The sequence below is a fragment of the Bacillus sp. z50 genome, assembly GCF_058313585.1.
This window is the reverse complement of sequence record NZ_JBZFQL010000002.1, coordinates 1-16,649: the sequence shown is the minus strand read 5'-3', so window position 1 is coordinate 16,649 and position 16,649 is coordinate 1. Positions and strand designations below refer to the sequence as shown.

The following is a 16,649-nucleotide window of genomic DNA, read 5'->3' as shown; positions in this document are numbered from 1 at the left end:
AGAAAGGTAGATGACGATGAACACAATTCAAAACGACCTTATAGAACGAATAGAAAAAATAAAAGGAGGCGGAGAAGAGAAGTATCATCAAAAAAATAAAGAAGCAGGCAAATTGTTCGTTCGTGAGCGTTTGGAGCTATTGTTTGATGAAGGCGTTTTAGCGGAGGATGGATTGTTTGCGAATCATTCTGCGGAAGGTTTACCGGCTGACGGGGTGGTAACTGGATTAGGGAAAATAAATGGTCAAACGGTTGCTGTTATGGCCAATGATTCAACCATTAAAGCAGGATCATGGGGTGCACGGACGGTTGAAAAAATCATTCGTATTCAGGAAACTGCTGATAAGCTTCAAATTCCTATGCTGTATTTAGTGGACTCAGCCGGTGCGAGAATAACGGATCAGGTAGATATGTTCCCTGGACGCCGAGGGGCTGGCAGAATTTTTTATAATCAGGTAAAACTGTCCGGGAAAATCCCGCAAATTTGTTTATTATTTGGGCCTTCTGCAGCAGGTGGTGCCTATATTCCAGCATTTTGCGATATCGTTGTAATGGTGGAAGGAAATGCTTCCATGTATCTCGGTTCTCCAAGGATGGCAGAGATGGTTATTGGAGAGAAGGTCACATTGGAACAAATGGGTGGAGCGAAAATGCATTGTTCCATATCGGGTTGCGGAGATGTCCTTGTAAGCAGTGAACAAGAGGCAATTGAATATGCCCGGAAATATCTATCCTACTTCCCGGCCAATTTTGCCGAAAAAACAAAAGGCACCGAAGAAAAACTACCTCAAGTATCAGACAAAACAATCGCAGATCTTATCCCTCAGAATCAAAATGCACCTTTTAATATGTATGATCTCATTAATCAATTAATAGACGAGGATTCCTTTTGTGAAATCAAGAAAATGTTTGCACCTGAATTAATTACTGGCCTTGCCCGAATGGGTGGTAAACCGGTTGGAATTATTGCCAATCAGCCGCGTGTAAAGGGTGGAGTCCTTTTTCATGATTCTGCTGATAAAGCAGCCAAATTCATTAATCTATGTGATGCCTTCAATATTCCATTACTCTTTTTAGCCGATATACCAGGATTTATGATTGGCACTAAAGTAGAGCAAGCAGGAATTATCAGGCATGGTGCAAAAATGATTGCTGCCATGAGTGAAGCAACCGTTCCAAAAATCTCTGTTATTGTTCGGAAAGCATATGGAGCTGGCCTTTATGCGATGGCTGGTCCAGCCTTTGAACCAGATTGCTGTATTGCCTTGCCGACTGCCTCGATTGCAGTGATGGGTCCAGAAGCGGCAGTGAATGCTGTGTATGCCAATAAAATTGCCGCCCTCCCGGAAGAAGAACGTCAAGGCTTCATTATGGAAAAAAGAGAAGAGTACAAGGAAGATATTAATATTTATCGCCTCGCCTCAGAAATGATCATTGATGATATTGTTGAACCTAATGATTTAAGGAGTCAATTAATCACTAGATTTAGCTTATATGAAAGTAAATATCAGGTCTTTTCATGCCGAAAACATCCGGTTTATCCGGTTTGAGGAAACGGAGGGTTCTTTCATGAGCCAAGTAGCCTGGATACCCGATCATCGTACGATTTCTAACCTGCGTCTTCATAAATGGATACAAGAATTGAGCCTTAAAGACTATGCCCAATTTTATGCTAAATCGATTGAAGAGCCCGAATGGTATTGGGGCGAAGTCGAAAAAGAATTAGGGTTCAGTTGGAAGTCACCTTATAAAAAAGTAATGGACCTATCAAATGGGATTGAATTCCCGGATTGGTATGTCGGTGGAACCTGTAATATTGTGGATTCTTGTATAGAGAAATGGATATATTCTGATCATCATGCAATCGAATATGAAAATGAATTAGGACAAACAAAGAAAATCTCCTTTCCGCAATTATATGAGTGGGTAAGCAGAGTGGCAGGAGGGTTATTGGAACAGGGGATAGTACGTGGAGACAGAATAACCATCTATATGCCAATGATTCCGGAAACTATTGTTGCCATTCTGGCTGCCGCAAAAATTGGAGCGGTTGTCTCGCCTGTATTCTCCGGTTTTGCAGAGGATGCCCTAAAAACACGCGTAAACGCAGCAGGTTCCAAAATGATTATAACGGCAGATTCCTATACTCGCCGTGGTAAAAAGGTCGATATGTTAAAGACAGTTACAAATGTTTTAGATGAAATGGATAATTTGGAGAAGGTAGTTGTAGTGGGAGAGACTGGGATGCGTGGATCATTTGTATCCTGGAATCAAATCGAAGCAACAGATCCGGTGGACACCTCTGCAGAAATGAAGAGTGATGAACCATTCATGCTCATTTACACCTCAGGGACAACAGGCAAACCAAAAGGAACTGTCCACACTCATACCGGTTTTCCGATAAAGTCAGCAATTGATGCAAGAATCTCAATGGACGTGGTCAAAGGTGATAAGCTTCTCTGGATAACGGATATGGGCTGGATGATGGGACCATTTCAGTTGTTTGCCAGTTTAATGAACGGAGCTACGATCATGCTTTACGATGGGGTGCCTGACTACCCGACGGCAAATCAGATATGGAAGTTAGTTGAAAAGTGGAAAGTTACGCAATTGGGAATTTCACCTACATTAATTCGTTCTCTTATGGCAAGAGCTGATGATTCGATTGGTTCTCATGATCTTTCATCTCTTAAAGTGTTTGGATCAACGGGTGAGCCTTGGAATCCGGATCCATGGAATTGGTTGTTTGAAAGGATTGGGAAAAAGAAAATCCCGATTATTAATTATTCAGGAGGCACCGAAATATCCGGCGGCATTTTAGGAAATGTTTTATTGAAGCCTATTGCTCCTGTTACATTTAATTCACCGATGCCAGGCATGGATATTACGGTATTAAATTCATCGGGTGAAGCTGTTACGAACGAGGTGGGTGAGCTCTGTATTCGCGCTCCTTGGGTTGGCATGACTAAAGGCTTCTGGAATGAGAAGGAAAGATACTTGGATACATACTGGAGCACCTATAAGAATACCTGGGTTCATGGGGATTGGGTGAGTACAGACGGTGTTTTTTGGGAGATTAAAGGGCGGTCTGATGATACATTGAATATAGCGGGAAAAAGAGTAGGTCCGACTGAATATGAATCCATTCTTATTAAGCATGAAGATGTGATTGAAGCGGCTGCTATCGGTATTCCGGATGAGCTTAAAGGGGAATCCTGTGTATGCTTTGCCGTTTTACAAACGAATGTAAAGGGGAGTACAGAGCTAGAAAATGAGCTCATGAAGCTTTTGGGCAATCAGCTTGGAAAAGCACTCAAGCCTTCAGCTATTTACTTCGTGAGCGACCTGCCAAAAACGAGAAACCAGAAAATTATGCGCCGAGTCATCAAATCTACCTTCCTTAACCAAGATGCAGGTGATTTATCCTCCTTAGTCAATCCGGAGATCGTACATGAAATCAATCAGATAAAAATAAAATGATAACCCTGGTGGAAGCAAGTGTGCGAATCACTTGCTGGTAAACAGCTATCTAATAGTTAAGTGTTGGCATGGATATCATCCATGCTTTTTTAATTAGTTTTATAGTTACTATAATTGGATTGTTGTATTCTTGAAAATTTAACTTGATTAAAATAATTTAATAGAATGTATCGGAACAAAAGAAAAAGCAAGGCATACATCATTGCCTCGCTTTACTGTCCTGTTAACGAATACGCTGTTTCCGAATCCATTGAGTAGCAATCCATTTTTCACCCTTGGTAACCGGGGCACCGCCATGTAAGGTCTTTTCGTTCAGAGATTCGTCTTGGTAGAAATATTCAAAGTAAACCGCCATTCCTTTTTGTGGAGCGACTGATAAATCTAGGTGAGGGAAATACGTTTCTCCGCCTTCTTCCACATCGTTTAGGTATAAGACAATTGTACTGATTCGATTGTTTTGAGCTGCTTGACTTGTTGAAGCAAAATAATCAAAATGTGCTTTGTATTCTTGACCAGGAGTATAGCGAAGGATATGGAGATTTTCACTATGTTCAGACGGAATGTCAGTGATTTCAGCTAGTCGTTTTTCAATGCGTAAAACGGTTTCATTTTGGGCGTCTTCAATGAAAGCACCTGTACTCGTGCGAATACCGTTTACTTCACGGGTTGCTCCAACGGTTGAGCGTTTCATATCTTGCTTCGCTAACTCTATCAATGTATCGCATTCCTCATCGCTTAAGACGTTTCCTAATACCACAACAAGTGGTTCACCGTGACGAGCTAAGATAGGAATTCGTCTGTTCTCTGTCTCAATGAAATGACCTGTGTGGGGGAAAATAGGCGTTTCTTTTTGTGGATGAATGGTCGTTGTCATATATTGCTTCCTCTCCCATCTTTTCTCTGTTCCATTTGTTATTTTATCATGTATTTTAATAAATCCGATTAGAATTCTCATAATTATTTTTGGAAGAGTAAATTTCAAAATAATAATATATGAGTTTGAATTTGAAGAAAGGAAGCCGAAATTTTAGTTCAAGAACTTTATAAATCAAAACTCCTCAATGAATGGGGAGTTTATTTTGTTTAATACTTTACTTTTGCTGTATATACAGAAAATGCGCCATCAAAGCAAACACAATGGAACAATTATGATTGATCCGGTGATATTATATGTATGATTTATATAAAGTAATGAATCAAGTGGATTTAATACAAAAATTAAGAAAAAAATTAATGTAGAACATAATAATATTATGTAAACTAATGTATTAAATTTATAGATATGCGGGTAATCGTATATATTAGCCTTATAAGAGAATTTTTATGGCAGTTGAAGGAGAACGGAATAATGGACATATTGAATAAAGGGTATAAAGAAGCAGTTGAAAAAGCAAAAAATGATATTCTGAATGATATTTCCTTATATATGGAAGAAAGCGAAACAAAGCCAGCTATACATGATTATTTGGAGAGCAGAGAACGCTATTTCGATCAAATTTGGAATTTAGCATGGAAGAGTCGAACGCTTCAGCGGATGAATAGAGCTGAAAAAATTAAATTTTTGGGGCTGCGTGGTATAGAAACAGAAGGAGCCTCCAAGAAAGCAATAAATAAAATGGTTGAACAAGAACTTAGTGGACTAAAATCCTTTGATCTGAAAAGTTGGATCCAAGATTACTTTGGAGAAACAGATGAACGATGGGATGAATTATTTGAAACAGTCAAGCTAAAAAAATTGAAAGGGAATTATGAGAATACCGTTATAAAAGATGAGGCCTTAAGTATTTTGAGCAGTAACAAGCTTTATTTTTATTTAAAACTCAGATATAAAGTGGCAAATCAATTACAAAGGGATATAGCAAATGTGAAGGGGTTCAAACAAGCCCAATTTGAAACGCTCAACGACCTCTTATATTGGGGATATGATGTATACCAGGATGATTCTGTTTTTGACGAATATATTTATCAAAATCTGATCGATACCTTTGTTTACGAAACCATATACCCATTTATAGTATCAGAATTGCCGAATCAGATCATAAACCAATATGAGAATTTGTTTAAAGGGTCGATTAATCATAAGTTGATCAGGCAATTGATTGGGGCTAATATTAGTGAATTTCAATGGGAATATGAAAGTGAAATAGAGCAGGAATTGATTGAGGACCTTATAGATGTTCGAAACCACCCGGACGAATTTGATATACAAATGCCGTTATACCATACTCAGCACAAAGAGAGAATTGAAAAAAGAGAACAGAAATTAGAAGAGCTGAGGAAACAGGAAGAAATAAAACAAAAGAAACTGGATGATATTTTTGGAGTTGAATACAAAACAACCGTTTATAGTAACACTAAATATATTCTGCATATAGGAGAAACAAATACCGGAAAAACCTATCAGGCGTTAAATAGATTAAGGGAAGCTGCATCTGGTATATACCTGGCACCTTTAAGGCTATTGGCACTTGAAGTATATGAAACGCTTAAAAACAACGGAATTGCCTGTGCATTAAAGACAGGTGAAGAAGAAAAGGATATTGCAAATGCCACGCATTATTCCTGCACAATTGAAATGTTTACCGAGAAAGATGAATTCGACGTCATGGTTATAGACGAAGCGCAAATGATCGCAGATAAAGATCGTGGGTTTTCTTGGTTTAGAGCTATTAATAAAGCGCGTGCTCGGGAAGTTCACATCATAGGCAGTCACAATTCGAAAAGGATGATTTTAAATCTGCTTCAGGGAAATGATATTGAAATTCATGAATACAAACGTGATATACCGCTGATTGTAGAGAAAAAACCTTTTAAGATCGAACATACCAAGGCAGGAGATGCATTGATTGTATTTTCTCGAAATAAAGTGCTTCAAACCGCTTCAAAGCTGGAGAGAAACGGCCATAAAGTAAGTATAATCTATGGAAGTATGCCTCCTGAGACAAGAGCTAAACAAATTCAGAGGTTCATTAACAGGGAGACGCGAGTGATTGTATCTACAGATGCTATCGGGATGGGGCTCAATCTACCGATTAGGCGGGTCGTTTTTCTGGAAAATGATAAATTTGATGGCACGAGAAGGCGTTTATTAACCTCCCAGGAAGTAAAGCAGTTAGCGGGCCGTGCCGGCCGTAAAGGTATATATAATGAAGGAAGAGTGGCATTTACTGATCAAATTGGTTTAATGAAACGGTTGTTAAATGGTGAAGACCGGCCGATCAATACATTTACAATAGCACCTACACAGGGTGTATTTGAACGTTTTAAACGTTATCACTCGAGTTTTGATCAATTCTTTGAATTATGGGATGAATTTAAAAATCCTTCCGGCACAACAAAAGCACCGCTTACTCAGGAAAAAGCTTTATATCATTTAATTCGCCATGAACAAATAGAAGGACGAATGTCGATAACTGATTTATACGGTTTTCTGCATTTACCTTTTTCAGCGAATGAGGAGAGCCTCGTTAATCAATGGCTCTATAATATGAAAGCCATTGTGGATAGAAGAGAATTGAGAGAGCCTTTAATAAAGAAAGATTCCTTGGATGAACTTGAATTATCTTATAAATCAGTAGGATTGCATTTATTGTTTTTGTATAAATTAGATCGAAGAAGTGAAACGGTCTATTGGGAGCGAGTAAGAGAAGAAATCAGTTCAGATGCACATAATCAGTTAAGAAAAGGGGTTAAAAAATATCAAACAAAGTGTCGGTCATGCAATAAGCCGTTAAGTTGGAATTATCCATTTGCTATTTGCCAGTCGTGTTATGAAGAGAGTAAACGATCAAGATACTATTACAAAGGATGGGATATATAGGACCTTCAAGCTTGCAATCAAAATGGTTGCAAGCTTTTTTGTATCACATAATAATATTATGTAAACAACGAGATAAATAAAAGTATTAATCTATTTATAAAATGGAATATGCCAATTCTTAAATGCATAAGTTTAATAGAGATAATAGATTTTAAACACAAAAGTAGAACCGGCTGAAAGCCGGTCCCAACGTTCTTATTGAATATTTCTGTATAACCCGATCACTTTGCCAAGGATGCTGACATTTTGTAGAATGATAGGCTCGAGCATAGAATTTTCAGGCTGCAGACGGAAATGAGTATCTTCTTTAAAGAAACGTTTAACGGTAGCTTCATCATCTTCAGTCATGGCTACGACAATTTCACCGTTGTTTGCTGTATGCTGCTGGCGAACAATTACATAGTCACCGTTAAGTATTCCAGCTTCAATCATACTGTCGCCCATAATTTCTAGCATAAACACATTTTCATCGGCAGGAGCCATATGCTCAGGCAGAGGGAAGTATTCTTCTATATTTTCGATAGCTGTAATAGGCTGCCCTGCAGTTACTTTCCCGATTAATGGTACATTAACTGAATTTGTTTTTGGAATATGGTCATGTGGATCCATATCCAGGATTTCAATAGCACGTGGTTTGGTAGGATCTCGTCTGATGAGTCCTTTGCTTTCCAATCGCGCTAAGTGACCATGAACCGTGGAACTTGAAGCCAGTCCGACTGCTTCGCCAATTTCTCGAACGGAAGGCGGATAGCCCTTCGTTTTTACTTCTTCTTTAATATATAGCAAAATATCCTGTTGCCGTTTGGATAATTTAGTAGTCATCTCCCGCACCTCTTTTAGCTTTTCTTGTTTTTAGTATATCATTTCCTGTTTAACAGTACAAACATAAGTTCGTTTTTTGTATTGACACAAAACGTTTGTTCGGTTTATACTTGATTTATATTAAACGAACATACATTCGATGGGGGTTTATTTATGAAAAAATTATGGACTTCTTATAATTATTCAATCTTGTTTTTTATAGGTCTTTTCTTATTAATAACTACAATGATAGTAACAAATATTGAAGCACCAAAAGACGATTATCAACAAATCACGGTTAAAAAAGGAGATACAGTTTGGGATATGGCTGAACGTTTTGACGGCAACGAAATGACACAGACTGAATTTGTCTCTTGGGTTCAGGAACATAATGACTTGCACATTAATCATTTAAAGGAAGGGCAAACGATTGTGATTCCTGTAAAGAAAATGAACGAAAATACAGAAATGCTACACTTAGCAGATTCTGATAAATAACTATATAATCAGTAAGGTCGGGAATGTTTCCCGGCCTTATCTATATGTAAAGAAGAATGGTGAGAGAAAATGAAGGTTGGAATTTATTGCAGAGTCAGCACAGATAAAAGTTCACAGGAAACATCACTGGAAAGGCAGGAGCAGGAGTTAACAAGACTGGCTGCCATAAAGGGGTTCGAGGTGGTAATAATCGAGAAAGAACAAGCCAGTGGATATGATTTAGAACGAGAAGGCATTCTAATCTTGCTGGAAAAAATGAAAAATAGAGAAATCGAGGGTCTCTTGATTCAGGATGAAACAAGACTGGGCAGAGGAAATGCCAAGATTGCTCTATTACATTGCATCTATAAAGAAGGGGTTAAATTATATACGGTTACTCATAATGGTGAGCTTGAGGTTTCTGAAACAGATGCCATGCTTTTGCAAATCATCAGTATAGTAGAGGAATATCAGCGAAAATTACAAAACAGTAAAATCAGAAGAGGGATGAAACGAGCAATTGAAAATGGATATAAACCACAAAGAAATTTAGCAAATCAACATCTTGGAGGCGGAAGAGAAAGGTCAGAGGTACCTTTACAGGAGGTTATTGAGCTGCGTATTAAAGGATTAACATTTGCTGAAATTACGGAGAATTTAAACAGAAAAGGCTATGATCTCTCAAAAGCCACCATTCATCGAAGATATTCAGAATATATGAAAAAGAATACTAATCAATAGTTCATTCTTGAAAATTACGCAGTTTTTCTATACGATGACAATATCTACTTATATTTTATATAGAAGGAGCAATACCATGCTGCCAATGCATAAAATTAAAAGAATTAATGAATTATCTAAGAAATCAAAAACAGTTGGCCTTACAAAAGAAGAAGCCACTGAACAATCTCTTCTGAGGAAAGAGTATTTGGAAACCTTTCGTACCTCAATGAGAAATACGGTTGAAGGTTTGACAATTATCGATCCAGAAGGTAAGGATGTCACACCTGAAAAAATAAAAAAATTACGTAATAATAAATTACATTAAGGGTATAGCATAATAGGTTAGACTCCAAAAAAATATCTTAAGGAGTGACGATTTTGTAGCATTTACCAACAAAGTCTTGTCAACCTGTTTATACTTCATTAATATAAATTAGAAGGTTAATCTGAAAGGATGTAGGCAATGTTCACAGAAAAAGATAATTTATCTATCACAGCTATTCGTACTCTTTCAATCGATGCAATTGAAAAAGCTAATTCAGGTCATCCTGGTATGCCAATGGGAGCTGCTCCTATGGCTTATACTCTTTGGACCAAATTCATGAACCATAATCCAAAAAATCCGGATTGGTTTAACCGTGATCGTTTTGTATTATCAGCAGGACATGGTTCCATGCTTTTATACAGCTTATTGCACTTATCAGGTTATGGCCTTGATATGGAAGAAATTAAGAATTTCAGACAATGGGGCAGTAAAACACCTGGACATCCTGAATATGGACATACAAAAGGCGTAGAAGCTACAACCGGACCACTTGGCCAAGGTATTGCGATGGCAGTCGGTATGGCAATGGCGGAACGTCATTTGGCGGCAGTCTACAATAAAGATAACTTTGATGTTGTAGATCATTTTACATACAGCATTTGCGGAGATGGAGATTTAATGGAAGGGGTATCAGCTGAAGCTGCTTCTCTTGCTGCCCATTTAAAATTGGGACGTTTAGTAGTCCTTTATGATTCCAATGATATCTCTCTTGACGGCGAATTAAATATGAGCTTCTCTGAAAGTGTTGCTGAGCGTTTTAAAGCTTACGGATGGCAATACATTCGCGTAGAAGACGGTAATGATCTGAATGAAATTGCTAAAGCGCTTGAAGAGGCAAAAACAGATCTTGACCGTCCAACTATGATTGAAGTAAAAACAGTTATCGGATACGGTGCTCCAAATAAATCCGGTAAATCTGCTGTTCATGGTGCTCCGCTTGGCGAAGACGAAATGAAATTGACTAAAGAATATTACAAATGGACATTCGAAGAAGATTTTTATGTACCACAGGAAGTTTATGACACATTCGAAGAAACTGTTGTAAAAGCTGGTGCTAAAAAAGAAGAAGAATGGAACCAATTATTTGAAAGCTATAAAAACGAATACCCTGAACTTGCTGCTCAACTAGAAACAGCAATTAAAGGCGAATTACCTGAAGGCTGGGATAAGGATATTCCTGTTTATGAAGCAGGAAAAGCCGTTGCTACACGTAATTCAGGTGGAGAAGTATTAAATGCAATCGCTAAAAATCTTCCATCTTTATTTGGCGGATCCGCTGACTTAGCTGGATCAAACAAAACGATGCTGAAGGGCGAAAAAGATTTCTTGCCAGGCTCCTATGATGGCCGTAACATTTGGTTTGGAGTACGTGAATTTGGTATGGGTGCTGCATTAAACGGTATGGCACTTCACGGTGGTGTGCATGTGTATGGAGGAACATTCTTTGTATTCTCTGATTACCTGCGTCCAGCTATTCGTTTAGCAGCGTTAATGAATCTTCCTGTCACATATGTATTTACACATGACAGTATTGCTGTTGGAGAAGATGGTCCAACTCATGAACCAATTGAGCACTTGGCTGCATTGCGCGCAATGCCTAATGTTTCACTTATCCGTCCGGCTGACAGCAATGAAGTGGCAGCTGCATGGAAAGCGGCATTAACAAGCAAGTCTGCACCAACTGCGTTAGTATTATCCCGCCAAAACTTAACTACGTTACCGTTATCAGCTGAATTAGCTGAAGAGGGCGTTGCTAAAGGTGGATATGTAGTTTCACCTTCCAATAAGGATACTGCCGATGCTATATTGTTGGCATCTGGATCTGAAGTAGGATTGGCTGTTCAAGCACAGGCTATATTAGCGAATGACGGCATTGATGTATCAGTTGTCAGCATGCCATCATTTGATCGTTTTGAAGCTCAATCTGCTGAATATAAAGAATCTGTTATTCCTTCATCTGTTAAGAAACGCCTTGCAATTGAATTAGGTACATCTTTCGGATGGGACCGTTATACAGGTGATGAAGGTGAAATATTGGCAATTGACCGCTTTGGTGCTTCCGGCCCTGGTGAATTGTTAATGGAAAAATTCGGATTCACTCCATCTAATGTGGTTTCTTTAGTAAAAGAAATGCTACAAAAATAAAATATATTTTTAAAAAATCGCCAGGGTCTTTCTCTGGTGATTTTTTTATGAATATATTTACAAACAATTCCAAATGATGTATGTTTGATATGTACCTAATAATTCTAGGTAGGTGAAGAAATGTTTAATCGTGAACTTGTAAAAGGAAGTACATCACTTCTTGTTCTGCAGCTTTTGCAAGAAAGAGATATGTATGGGTATGAATTGGTGAAAGAAATGGATCACCGCAGTGACCATGGATTTCAGATGAAGGAAGGTACGCTGTATCCTGCTTTGCATAAGCTTGAAAAACAGGAATATATAGAGTGCTACTGGGTTGAACAAGAGAAGGGACCCGCTCGTAAGTACTACCGTATTACCATGGCTGGCGAAGAGATGCTAGAGATTAAAACAAACGAATGGAATCGATATGTCCAGGTCATGAACAAGGTAATGGGGAGAACAGAAACATGAGACGGGCTGAAGAAGATTATTTAAGTCAGCTTGATCGATTGCTGGGTGCCCATCCTGATAAAGCGGCTATTATGGAAGAATATAAGTTACATATTTCCGAAATGGCTTGCGACATCATTTATGAGGATGAGTCACCCGACTTAATCTATAAAGAGCTATCGATGCGGCTGGGTACACCGGAAGAAGTTGCTGTATCCTGGAAACAGGAACTAACCCTTACACCAAGAAAAACAAGGTGGATATTTGCAGGAATTAACTTGTCCCTCTTTATAAGCGGAATTTTGTTAACATTTATCAACCATACATATGATTGGAATTGGGCCAAGGAAATATGGTCTTTGCTAACATCGATTCCTGTACTTTTAATGGCCATCTATATTGGTTTTTGGGTCTTGCTTGGTTATGAAATTGGCAAGGAATTTGGACATCAGGGCAAAAAGCTTATTAAGAAAACGTTTTTGATTACGGTGATCCCTAACATTATCTTAATGTATTTGGTTATCTTTAACCTCGTACCGGATCAATGGTTTGACCCCTTACTGGATAAACCATTTATTATTGCATGTGTATTTTGTACGTTTATCTTATATCCAGTCAGTTTTGCTGGGTATCTATGGGGGAAGAAAGCCTCGCTTTGACTATTTGCCTATATACATAGAATAACTATGTATATTTATCACTATATACCTAGAATAACTAGGTAGAGGGGGATCCTTAAAATGGATATTCAGTTTAAAAAAGAAGATAAAGTATTTTTACTGTTATGTATAGTGCTAGCCTGTTTTGCTGAGTTATCTTTTTTACATGGAGAAGTAGGGATTTCCTATCCGTTGTTCTTATTTGCTTTTTATGGACTGTTTTTTTGGAGGTTTCGGAAAACGAAATTTACTCATATGCGAATTGGAAGCCTTCTGATGGTTTGTATTTGGATTCTTGGTTTATCTTATTTCTATCAATCTAATGTCCTTTTTTATCTAACGAATGGGTTGGTTATACCAATTCTTGTAGCAGCTCAGCTAACACTTATTACAAATCAACAAAAAATTGATTGGAGCAGAGTCAACTTTATTAAACAATTGAAAACAAAACTGGTAAACAGTATTAAATACAATCAGCAATTCATCTCCTACATCCTAAAAAAATTCAGAAAAGAGGGAGCAGGGGAAACTGGGGGGATGGCTAAAAGCATCGGTTTGGGAATTGTTATTGCATTCCCGATACTCATCATCATCATTCTATTGCTTGTATCGGCAGACAGTCATTTTCAAGCGATATTTATGCACATCCCTGACTGGTTATTTTCCGTACAAATAGGTGAATTCTTTGGAAGATTGATAGTTATTATCCTATTTGCTCTTTTGTTTTATGGTTTTCTAAATGTATTACATTTAAAACAGCCGCAAACACTGTCCTCTAACATGAAAGAGGCAGGAAGTGTCCAGTTTGATTCAACCATTGTGACAACGATTCTGGTCCTGATTAATGGAGTCTATTTATTATTTACAATTGTCCAGTTTAAATATTTCTTTGGCAGCCCGCTTCTCAATGATATGACCTATGCTTCAAGCGCGCGAACAGGATTTGCCCAGTTATTGTTGGTTACCCTCATAAATTGGTCCATACTGCTTGGAACCCTAAAGTATGTATCTGTTCAAATGAACGCTGCTAAAAGGCTTATACAGGTCCTTCTCAGTCTTTTAATCGTATTTAGCGGAGTTATGCTAACATCGGCTTTTATGCGCCTCTATATGTATGAAGAGGCCTATGGATATACGATTCTCAGAATACTCGCACATACGATTATGCTTTATCTGGTTGTCATTTTTACCTATACATTAGTAAAAATCTGGATTGAACGAATTGCATTAAGACATTTTTATTTTTTAACCGGATTATTGTTTTACACTGGATTGCACATCGTTCAACTGGATCAACTAATCGTAGATAAAAATATAAGTAGATATAAAGAAACGGGTAAAATTGATCTATATTATTTAAACGAATTATCCTATACAGGATTATCTGGACTGATTGACTTATATGAATCAGACCCCAATTCTGGTGAATTGAAACATCTATTATCAGTCCAATATGAGCAAATGAGGAACACTGACTATACTTGGCAGTCCTATAATCTTTCCAGAGTTGAAGTTTATGATAGGTTAGAAAGTCTTAACCTCACTAAGCATGAAAATGGAGATTAACAACAGCTAATCCAGTACTGGTCATATTCTTGCTATAAAGTAGATATCAGATAACGGCAACCGGTTTTTGGAGGATTCCAGCAGAAAACGGAGTACTGGCTAATTTGATTTTTGAAGGATAAATAAGTAAAAAGCCTGGACTTATGGGTCCAGGCTTTTTGTAAACAAGCTTATTTAAAGTGTTTATGTCTGTAGGCTAATCCATTTAAAAATATGAAATATATCAATTTTATTTTCCTCAGCTGCCCTTGATCCTAGCGAGTGGGGAATGGATATAATTTTTAGAAGGTACAAAAAATGTAATCATTAATGCGATGACACTCAATAATGTCATGAAATAATAAGCATCACTTGCCCCTAAATTAGAAAAAGTCTATCACCGGATATATTAGCTTATCAGTATTGGGAATTATCATATGGTGGATAAAAGACGGACTTCATTTCAGTTCTGAATATGTAGCTAGTCAAATTACAGAATTATACAGATGATCAATGGTGATAAGAGTAAATCATATGTATAATGGGTATAAGAGATTAATTTGAAAAATCAAAAAAATATTTACTCGACAAAATTAGAACAACTCTGCACGTTCATTTTACATAATATGCAACAATAGTTTTTTATACTATATGTAAAGAGAATTGGAGGTAAGAGTATGCGCACTTATATTATTTATTTAATAGAGAATGAATTTGCACGTCATTATTATGGACGAGAATATATGTTTTTTAACTTATTCCAGGATTATGAACAATCTGAAGGGGATAAGAAAAAAATACTCCGCAGGCAAATTAACTTTGTTACTAAAAAGATTCATGCACAGCTTTTTACCTCTTTTATGGAATATCAACTAATGGAAAATAAAGATTGTTATATGGAAAATGGGGTATATTATATCAGAAAGCGAAATGTCGGCCAAAGCGAAGCAAGCTTAGGATATCGCAATCATTCATTGATTCTGCATGCTACTGGAACGTATGAATGTGAGACCATATTTTTTGAATGGCTCAGGCAGTGGAATCCATATTTTTTAGCCTTGGATATAACTAAGGAACGTTGCGCATGGCTCAGACCTATTAAACAGAGGTTATATGTATGAAGTAGAATAAAACAGATTCCACTATAAGATCGTTATAAATGCCGTGGAATTTATTCTATTATGTCTGTTTGTGTCAAAATCTGATAGAAATATCACAATAATTATGGTATTATTACTTTGGTTTAGTACAATGTCTTTGTGACAGCACGGAGGAGGTAGTTTAGGTTATGGGATATTATATTCTTACGGCAGTGATTGCTTTGATTGCTGGTGTGGCTTTAGGATTCTTTATCGCTCGTAAATACATGATGGACTATTTAAAGAAAAACCCACCAATCAATGAACAAATGATTAAAATGATGATGACACAAATGGGTATGAAGCCATCCCAAAAGAAAGTAAATCAAATGATGAATGCGATGAACAAACAACAAGGGAAATAAGCCTTGTTCCATCTGGGATTCTAAGGTGTTGTCACCATACTGTATAGATTAATTTTTGTAATTTGGTTTATCTTTTTGGAGATACATAAGTCAAATTGGTTAATCTTCCATCAGACCGTCTTTTTTCTGAGAAATATTCAGAAGGAGATGGTCTTTTTATGTTGTTAAAAGAGGTAATAGAAGGATACTTACATCTTTGTGATAAAAAAAGGTTTACCAGTTCGAGAGCAAGGAACGTTAAGAGTTTCTCTCAAAGTATCGAGGATTATGCTCTTTTATGTTGAACTCCTTATTGTAGAAACGGGCAGGTTAGCTGAATAAGATAAATAAACTAAAATCACATAAATGGTATAATAAGGATAATTAGTGAGGGGTGATATCAGAATGAGTAATGAAAAGCATAGTCATAGTAAATCTAATAATATAGCTATTGTGTTTGTTGCTTCTAGTTTAGGTGCAGTTTTAGGACTTGTTACATATGTGAAAGATTGGTTATGATTGTGGAATTACCTTTTGGTATTTCCAATTAAACGTACTTATACAAACTGGGGTAATAGCAGAAAATCAAGGCTGTCAAATTGACGGTCTTTTCTTATGCGGCTAAAGGGGCGGTTCGTATTATATAGTTCAGCCAGAACTTTCTGGTTGAACTTTTTTCATATGAATTTAATCTATCAGTAGCCAGGGTAGAACGTAAGGGGCAGTGGGACAAATGATCCCGTCCGCTAAACTGTTCACC

General features: G+C 37.3%; 14 protein-coding genes. 12 read left to right on the top strand and 2 right to left on the bottom strand.

Annotated features, from left to right (window positions below):
- Positions 1-16: 16 nt before the first annotated feature.
- Both AC4G3N_RS05895 and AC4G3N_RS05890 read left to right on the top strand, forming a co-directional pair.
- A complete protein-coding gene (locus AC4G3N_RS05895; RefSeq protein ID WP_491089890.1) occupies positions 17-1,549 on the top strand; it encodes an acyl-CoA carboxylase subunit beta in 1,533 nt (510 codons plus the stop codon).
- 19 nt (positions 1,550-1,568) lie between these two features.
- Positions 1,569-3,479 (top strand): AMP-binding protein, encoded by a 1,911-nt coding sequence (locus AC4G3N_RS05890; protein WP_491089889.1) that lies wholly within the window; start codon positions 1,569-1,571, stop codon positions 3,477-3,479.
- A 223-nt stretch (positions 3,480-3,702) separates the two neighbouring features.
- On the opposite strand, the gene AC4G3N_RS05885 is transcribed toward AC4G3N_RS05890, so the two are convergent.
- Entirely contained in the window at positions 3,703-4,353 is a 651-nt protein-coding gene (locus AC4G3N_RS05885; protein WP_491089888.1) for a 2OG-Fe(II) oxygenase, read from the bottom strand.
- A 474-nt stretch (positions 4,354-4,827) separates the two neighbouring features.
- Here AC4G3N_RS05885 and AC4G3N_RS05880 point away from each other — a divergent pair, with 474 nt between their 5' ends.
- Entirely contained in the window at positions 4,828-7,299 is a 2,472-nt protein-coding gene (locus AC4G3N_RS05880; protein ID WP_491089886.1) for a helicase-related protein, read from the top strand.
- A gap of 195 nt (positions 7,300-7,494) precedes the next feature.
- Here AC4G3N_RS05880 and lexA read toward each other — a convergent pair whose 3' ends face one another.
- A complete protein-coding gene (gene lexA, locus AC4G3N_RS05875; protein WP_066104026.1) occupies positions 7,495-8,121 on the bottom strand; it encodes a transcriptional repressor LexA in 627 nt (208 codons plus the stop codon).
- A 153-nt stretch (positions 8,122-8,274) separates the two neighbouring features.
- On the opposite strand from lexA, the gene yneA reads away from it, so the two are divergent.
- From yneA to AC4G3N_RS05830, 9 genes are all read left to right on the top strand, one after another.
- Complete coding sequence (gene yneA, locus AC4G3N_RS05870; RefSeq protein ID WP_491089885.1) at positions 8,275-8,598, top strand: cell division suppressor protein YneA; 324 nt, start codon at positions 8,275-8,277, stop codon at positions 8,596-8,598.
- 69 nt (positions 8,599-8,667) lie between these two features.
- Positions 8,668-9,318 carry a YneB family resolvase-like protein gene (locus tag AC4G3N_RS05865; protein WP_066104021.1) on the top strand — a complete coding sequence of 217 codons (651 nt, stop codon included), beginning with the start codon at positions 8,668-8,670 and terminating at the stop codon, positions 9,316-9,318.
- A 76-nt stretch (positions 9,319-9,394) separates the two neighbouring features.
- On the top strand, positions 9,395-9,625 hold the full coding sequence (locus AC4G3N_RS05860; protein ID WP_066104018.1) for a DUF896 domain-containing protein: 231 nt from the start codon (positions 9,395-9,397) through the stop codon (positions 9,623-9,625).
- Positions 9,626-9,763: 138 nt separating this feature from the next.
- On the top strand, positions 9,764-11,770 hold the full coding sequence (tkt, locus tag AC4G3N_RS05855; protein ID WP_491089884.1) for a transketolase: 2,007 nt from the start codon (positions 9,764-9,766) through the stop codon (positions 11,768-11,770).
- A gap of 120 nt (positions 11,771-11,890) precedes the next feature.
- Entirely contained in the window at positions 11,891-12,223 is a 333-nt protein-coding gene (locus AC4G3N_RS05850) for a PadR family transcriptional regulator (protein WP_066104010.1), read from the top strand.
- The gene (locus AC4G3N_RS05845) at positions 12,220-12,861 is read left to right on the top strand and encodes an HAAS signaling domain-containing protein (RefSeq protein ID WP_490553348.1); all 642 of its coding nucleotides are present in this window, start codon (positions 12,220-12,222) and stop codon (positions 12,859-12,861) included. The genes AC4G3N_RS05850 and AC4G3N_RS05845 overlap by 4 nt, the downstream gene beginning before the upstream one ends.
- Positions 12,862-12,942: 81 nt before the next feature.
- Positions 12,943-14,427, top strand: coding sequence for a DUF4153 domain-containing protein (locus AC4G3N_RS05840; RefSeq protein WP_140461415.1), 1,485 nt, complete (start codon positions 12,943-12,945; stop codon positions 14,425-14,427).
- A gap of 656 nt (positions 14,428-15,083) precedes the next feature.
- On the top strand, positions 15,084-15,527 hold the full coding sequence (sirA, locus tag AC4G3N_RS05835; protein ID WP_491089883.1) for a sporulation inhibitor of replication protein SirA: 444 nt from the start codon (positions 15,084-15,086) through the stop codon (positions 15,525-15,527).
- A 167-nt stretch (positions 15,528-15,694) separates the two neighbouring features.
- Positions 15,695-15,910 carry a YneF family protein gene (locus tag AC4G3N_RS05830; RefSeq protein WP_066103996.1) on the top strand — a complete coding sequence of 72 codons (216 nt, stop codon included), beginning with the start codon at positions 15,695-15,697 and terminating at the stop codon, positions 15,908-15,910.
- The last annotated feature ends 739 nt before the right edge of the window (positions 15,911-16,649 follow it).

Coding starts and splice junctions, on each gene's coding strand:
- lexA (WP_066104026.1), bottom strand. CDS start 8,121: ATGACTACTAAATTATCCAAACGGCAACAGGATATTTTGCTATATATT.
- AC4G3N_RS05845 (WP_490553348.1), top strand. CDS start 12,220: ATGAGACGGGCTGAAGAAGATTATTTAAGTCAGCTTGATCGATTGCTG.
- AC4G3N_RS05840 (WP_140461415.1), top strand. CDS start 12,943: ATGGATATTCAGTTTAAAAAAGAAGATAAAGTATTTTTACTGTTATGT.
- yneA (WP_491089885.1), top strand. CDS start 8,275: ATGAAAAAATTATGGACTTCTTATAATTATTCAATCTTGTTTTTTATA.
- AC4G3N_RS05860 (WP_066104018.1), top strand. CDS start 9,395: ATGCTGCCAATGCATAAAATTAAAAGAATTAATGAATTATCTAAGAAA.
- AC4G3N_RS05890 (WP_491089889.1), top strand. CDS start 1,569: ATGAGCCAAGTAGCCTGGATACCCGATCATCGTACGATTTCTAACCTG.
- AC4G3N_RS05880 (WP_491089886.1), top strand. CDS start 4,828: ATGGACATATTGAATAAAGGGTATAAAGAAGCAGTTGAAAAAGCAAAA.
- AC4G3N_RS05895 (WP_491089890.1), top strand. CDS start 17: ATGAACACAATTCAAAACGACCTTATAGAACGAATAGAAAAAATAAAA.
- AC4G3N_RS05830 (WP_066103996.1), top strand. CDS start 15,695: ATGGGATATTATATTCTTACGGCAGTGATTGCTTTGATTGCTGGTGTG.
- AC4G3N_RS05865 (WP_066104021.1), top strand. CDS start 8,668: ATGAAGGTTGGAATTTATTGCAGAGTCAGCACAGATAAAAGTTCACAG.
- tkt (WP_491089884.1), top strand. CDS start 9,764: ATGTTCACAGAAAAAGATAATTTATCTATCACAGCTATTCGTACTCTT.
- sirA (WP_491089883.1), top strand. CDS start 15,084: ATGCGCACTTATATTATTTATTTAATAGAGAATGAATTTGCACGTCAT.
- AC4G3N_RS05850 (WP_066104010.1), top strand. CDS start 11,891: ATGTTTAATCGTGAACTTGTAAAAGGAAGTACATCACTTCTTGTTCTG.
- AC4G3N_RS05885 (WP_491089888.1), bottom strand. CDS start 4,353: ATGACAACGACCATTCATCCACAAAAAGAAACGCCTATTTTCCCCCAC.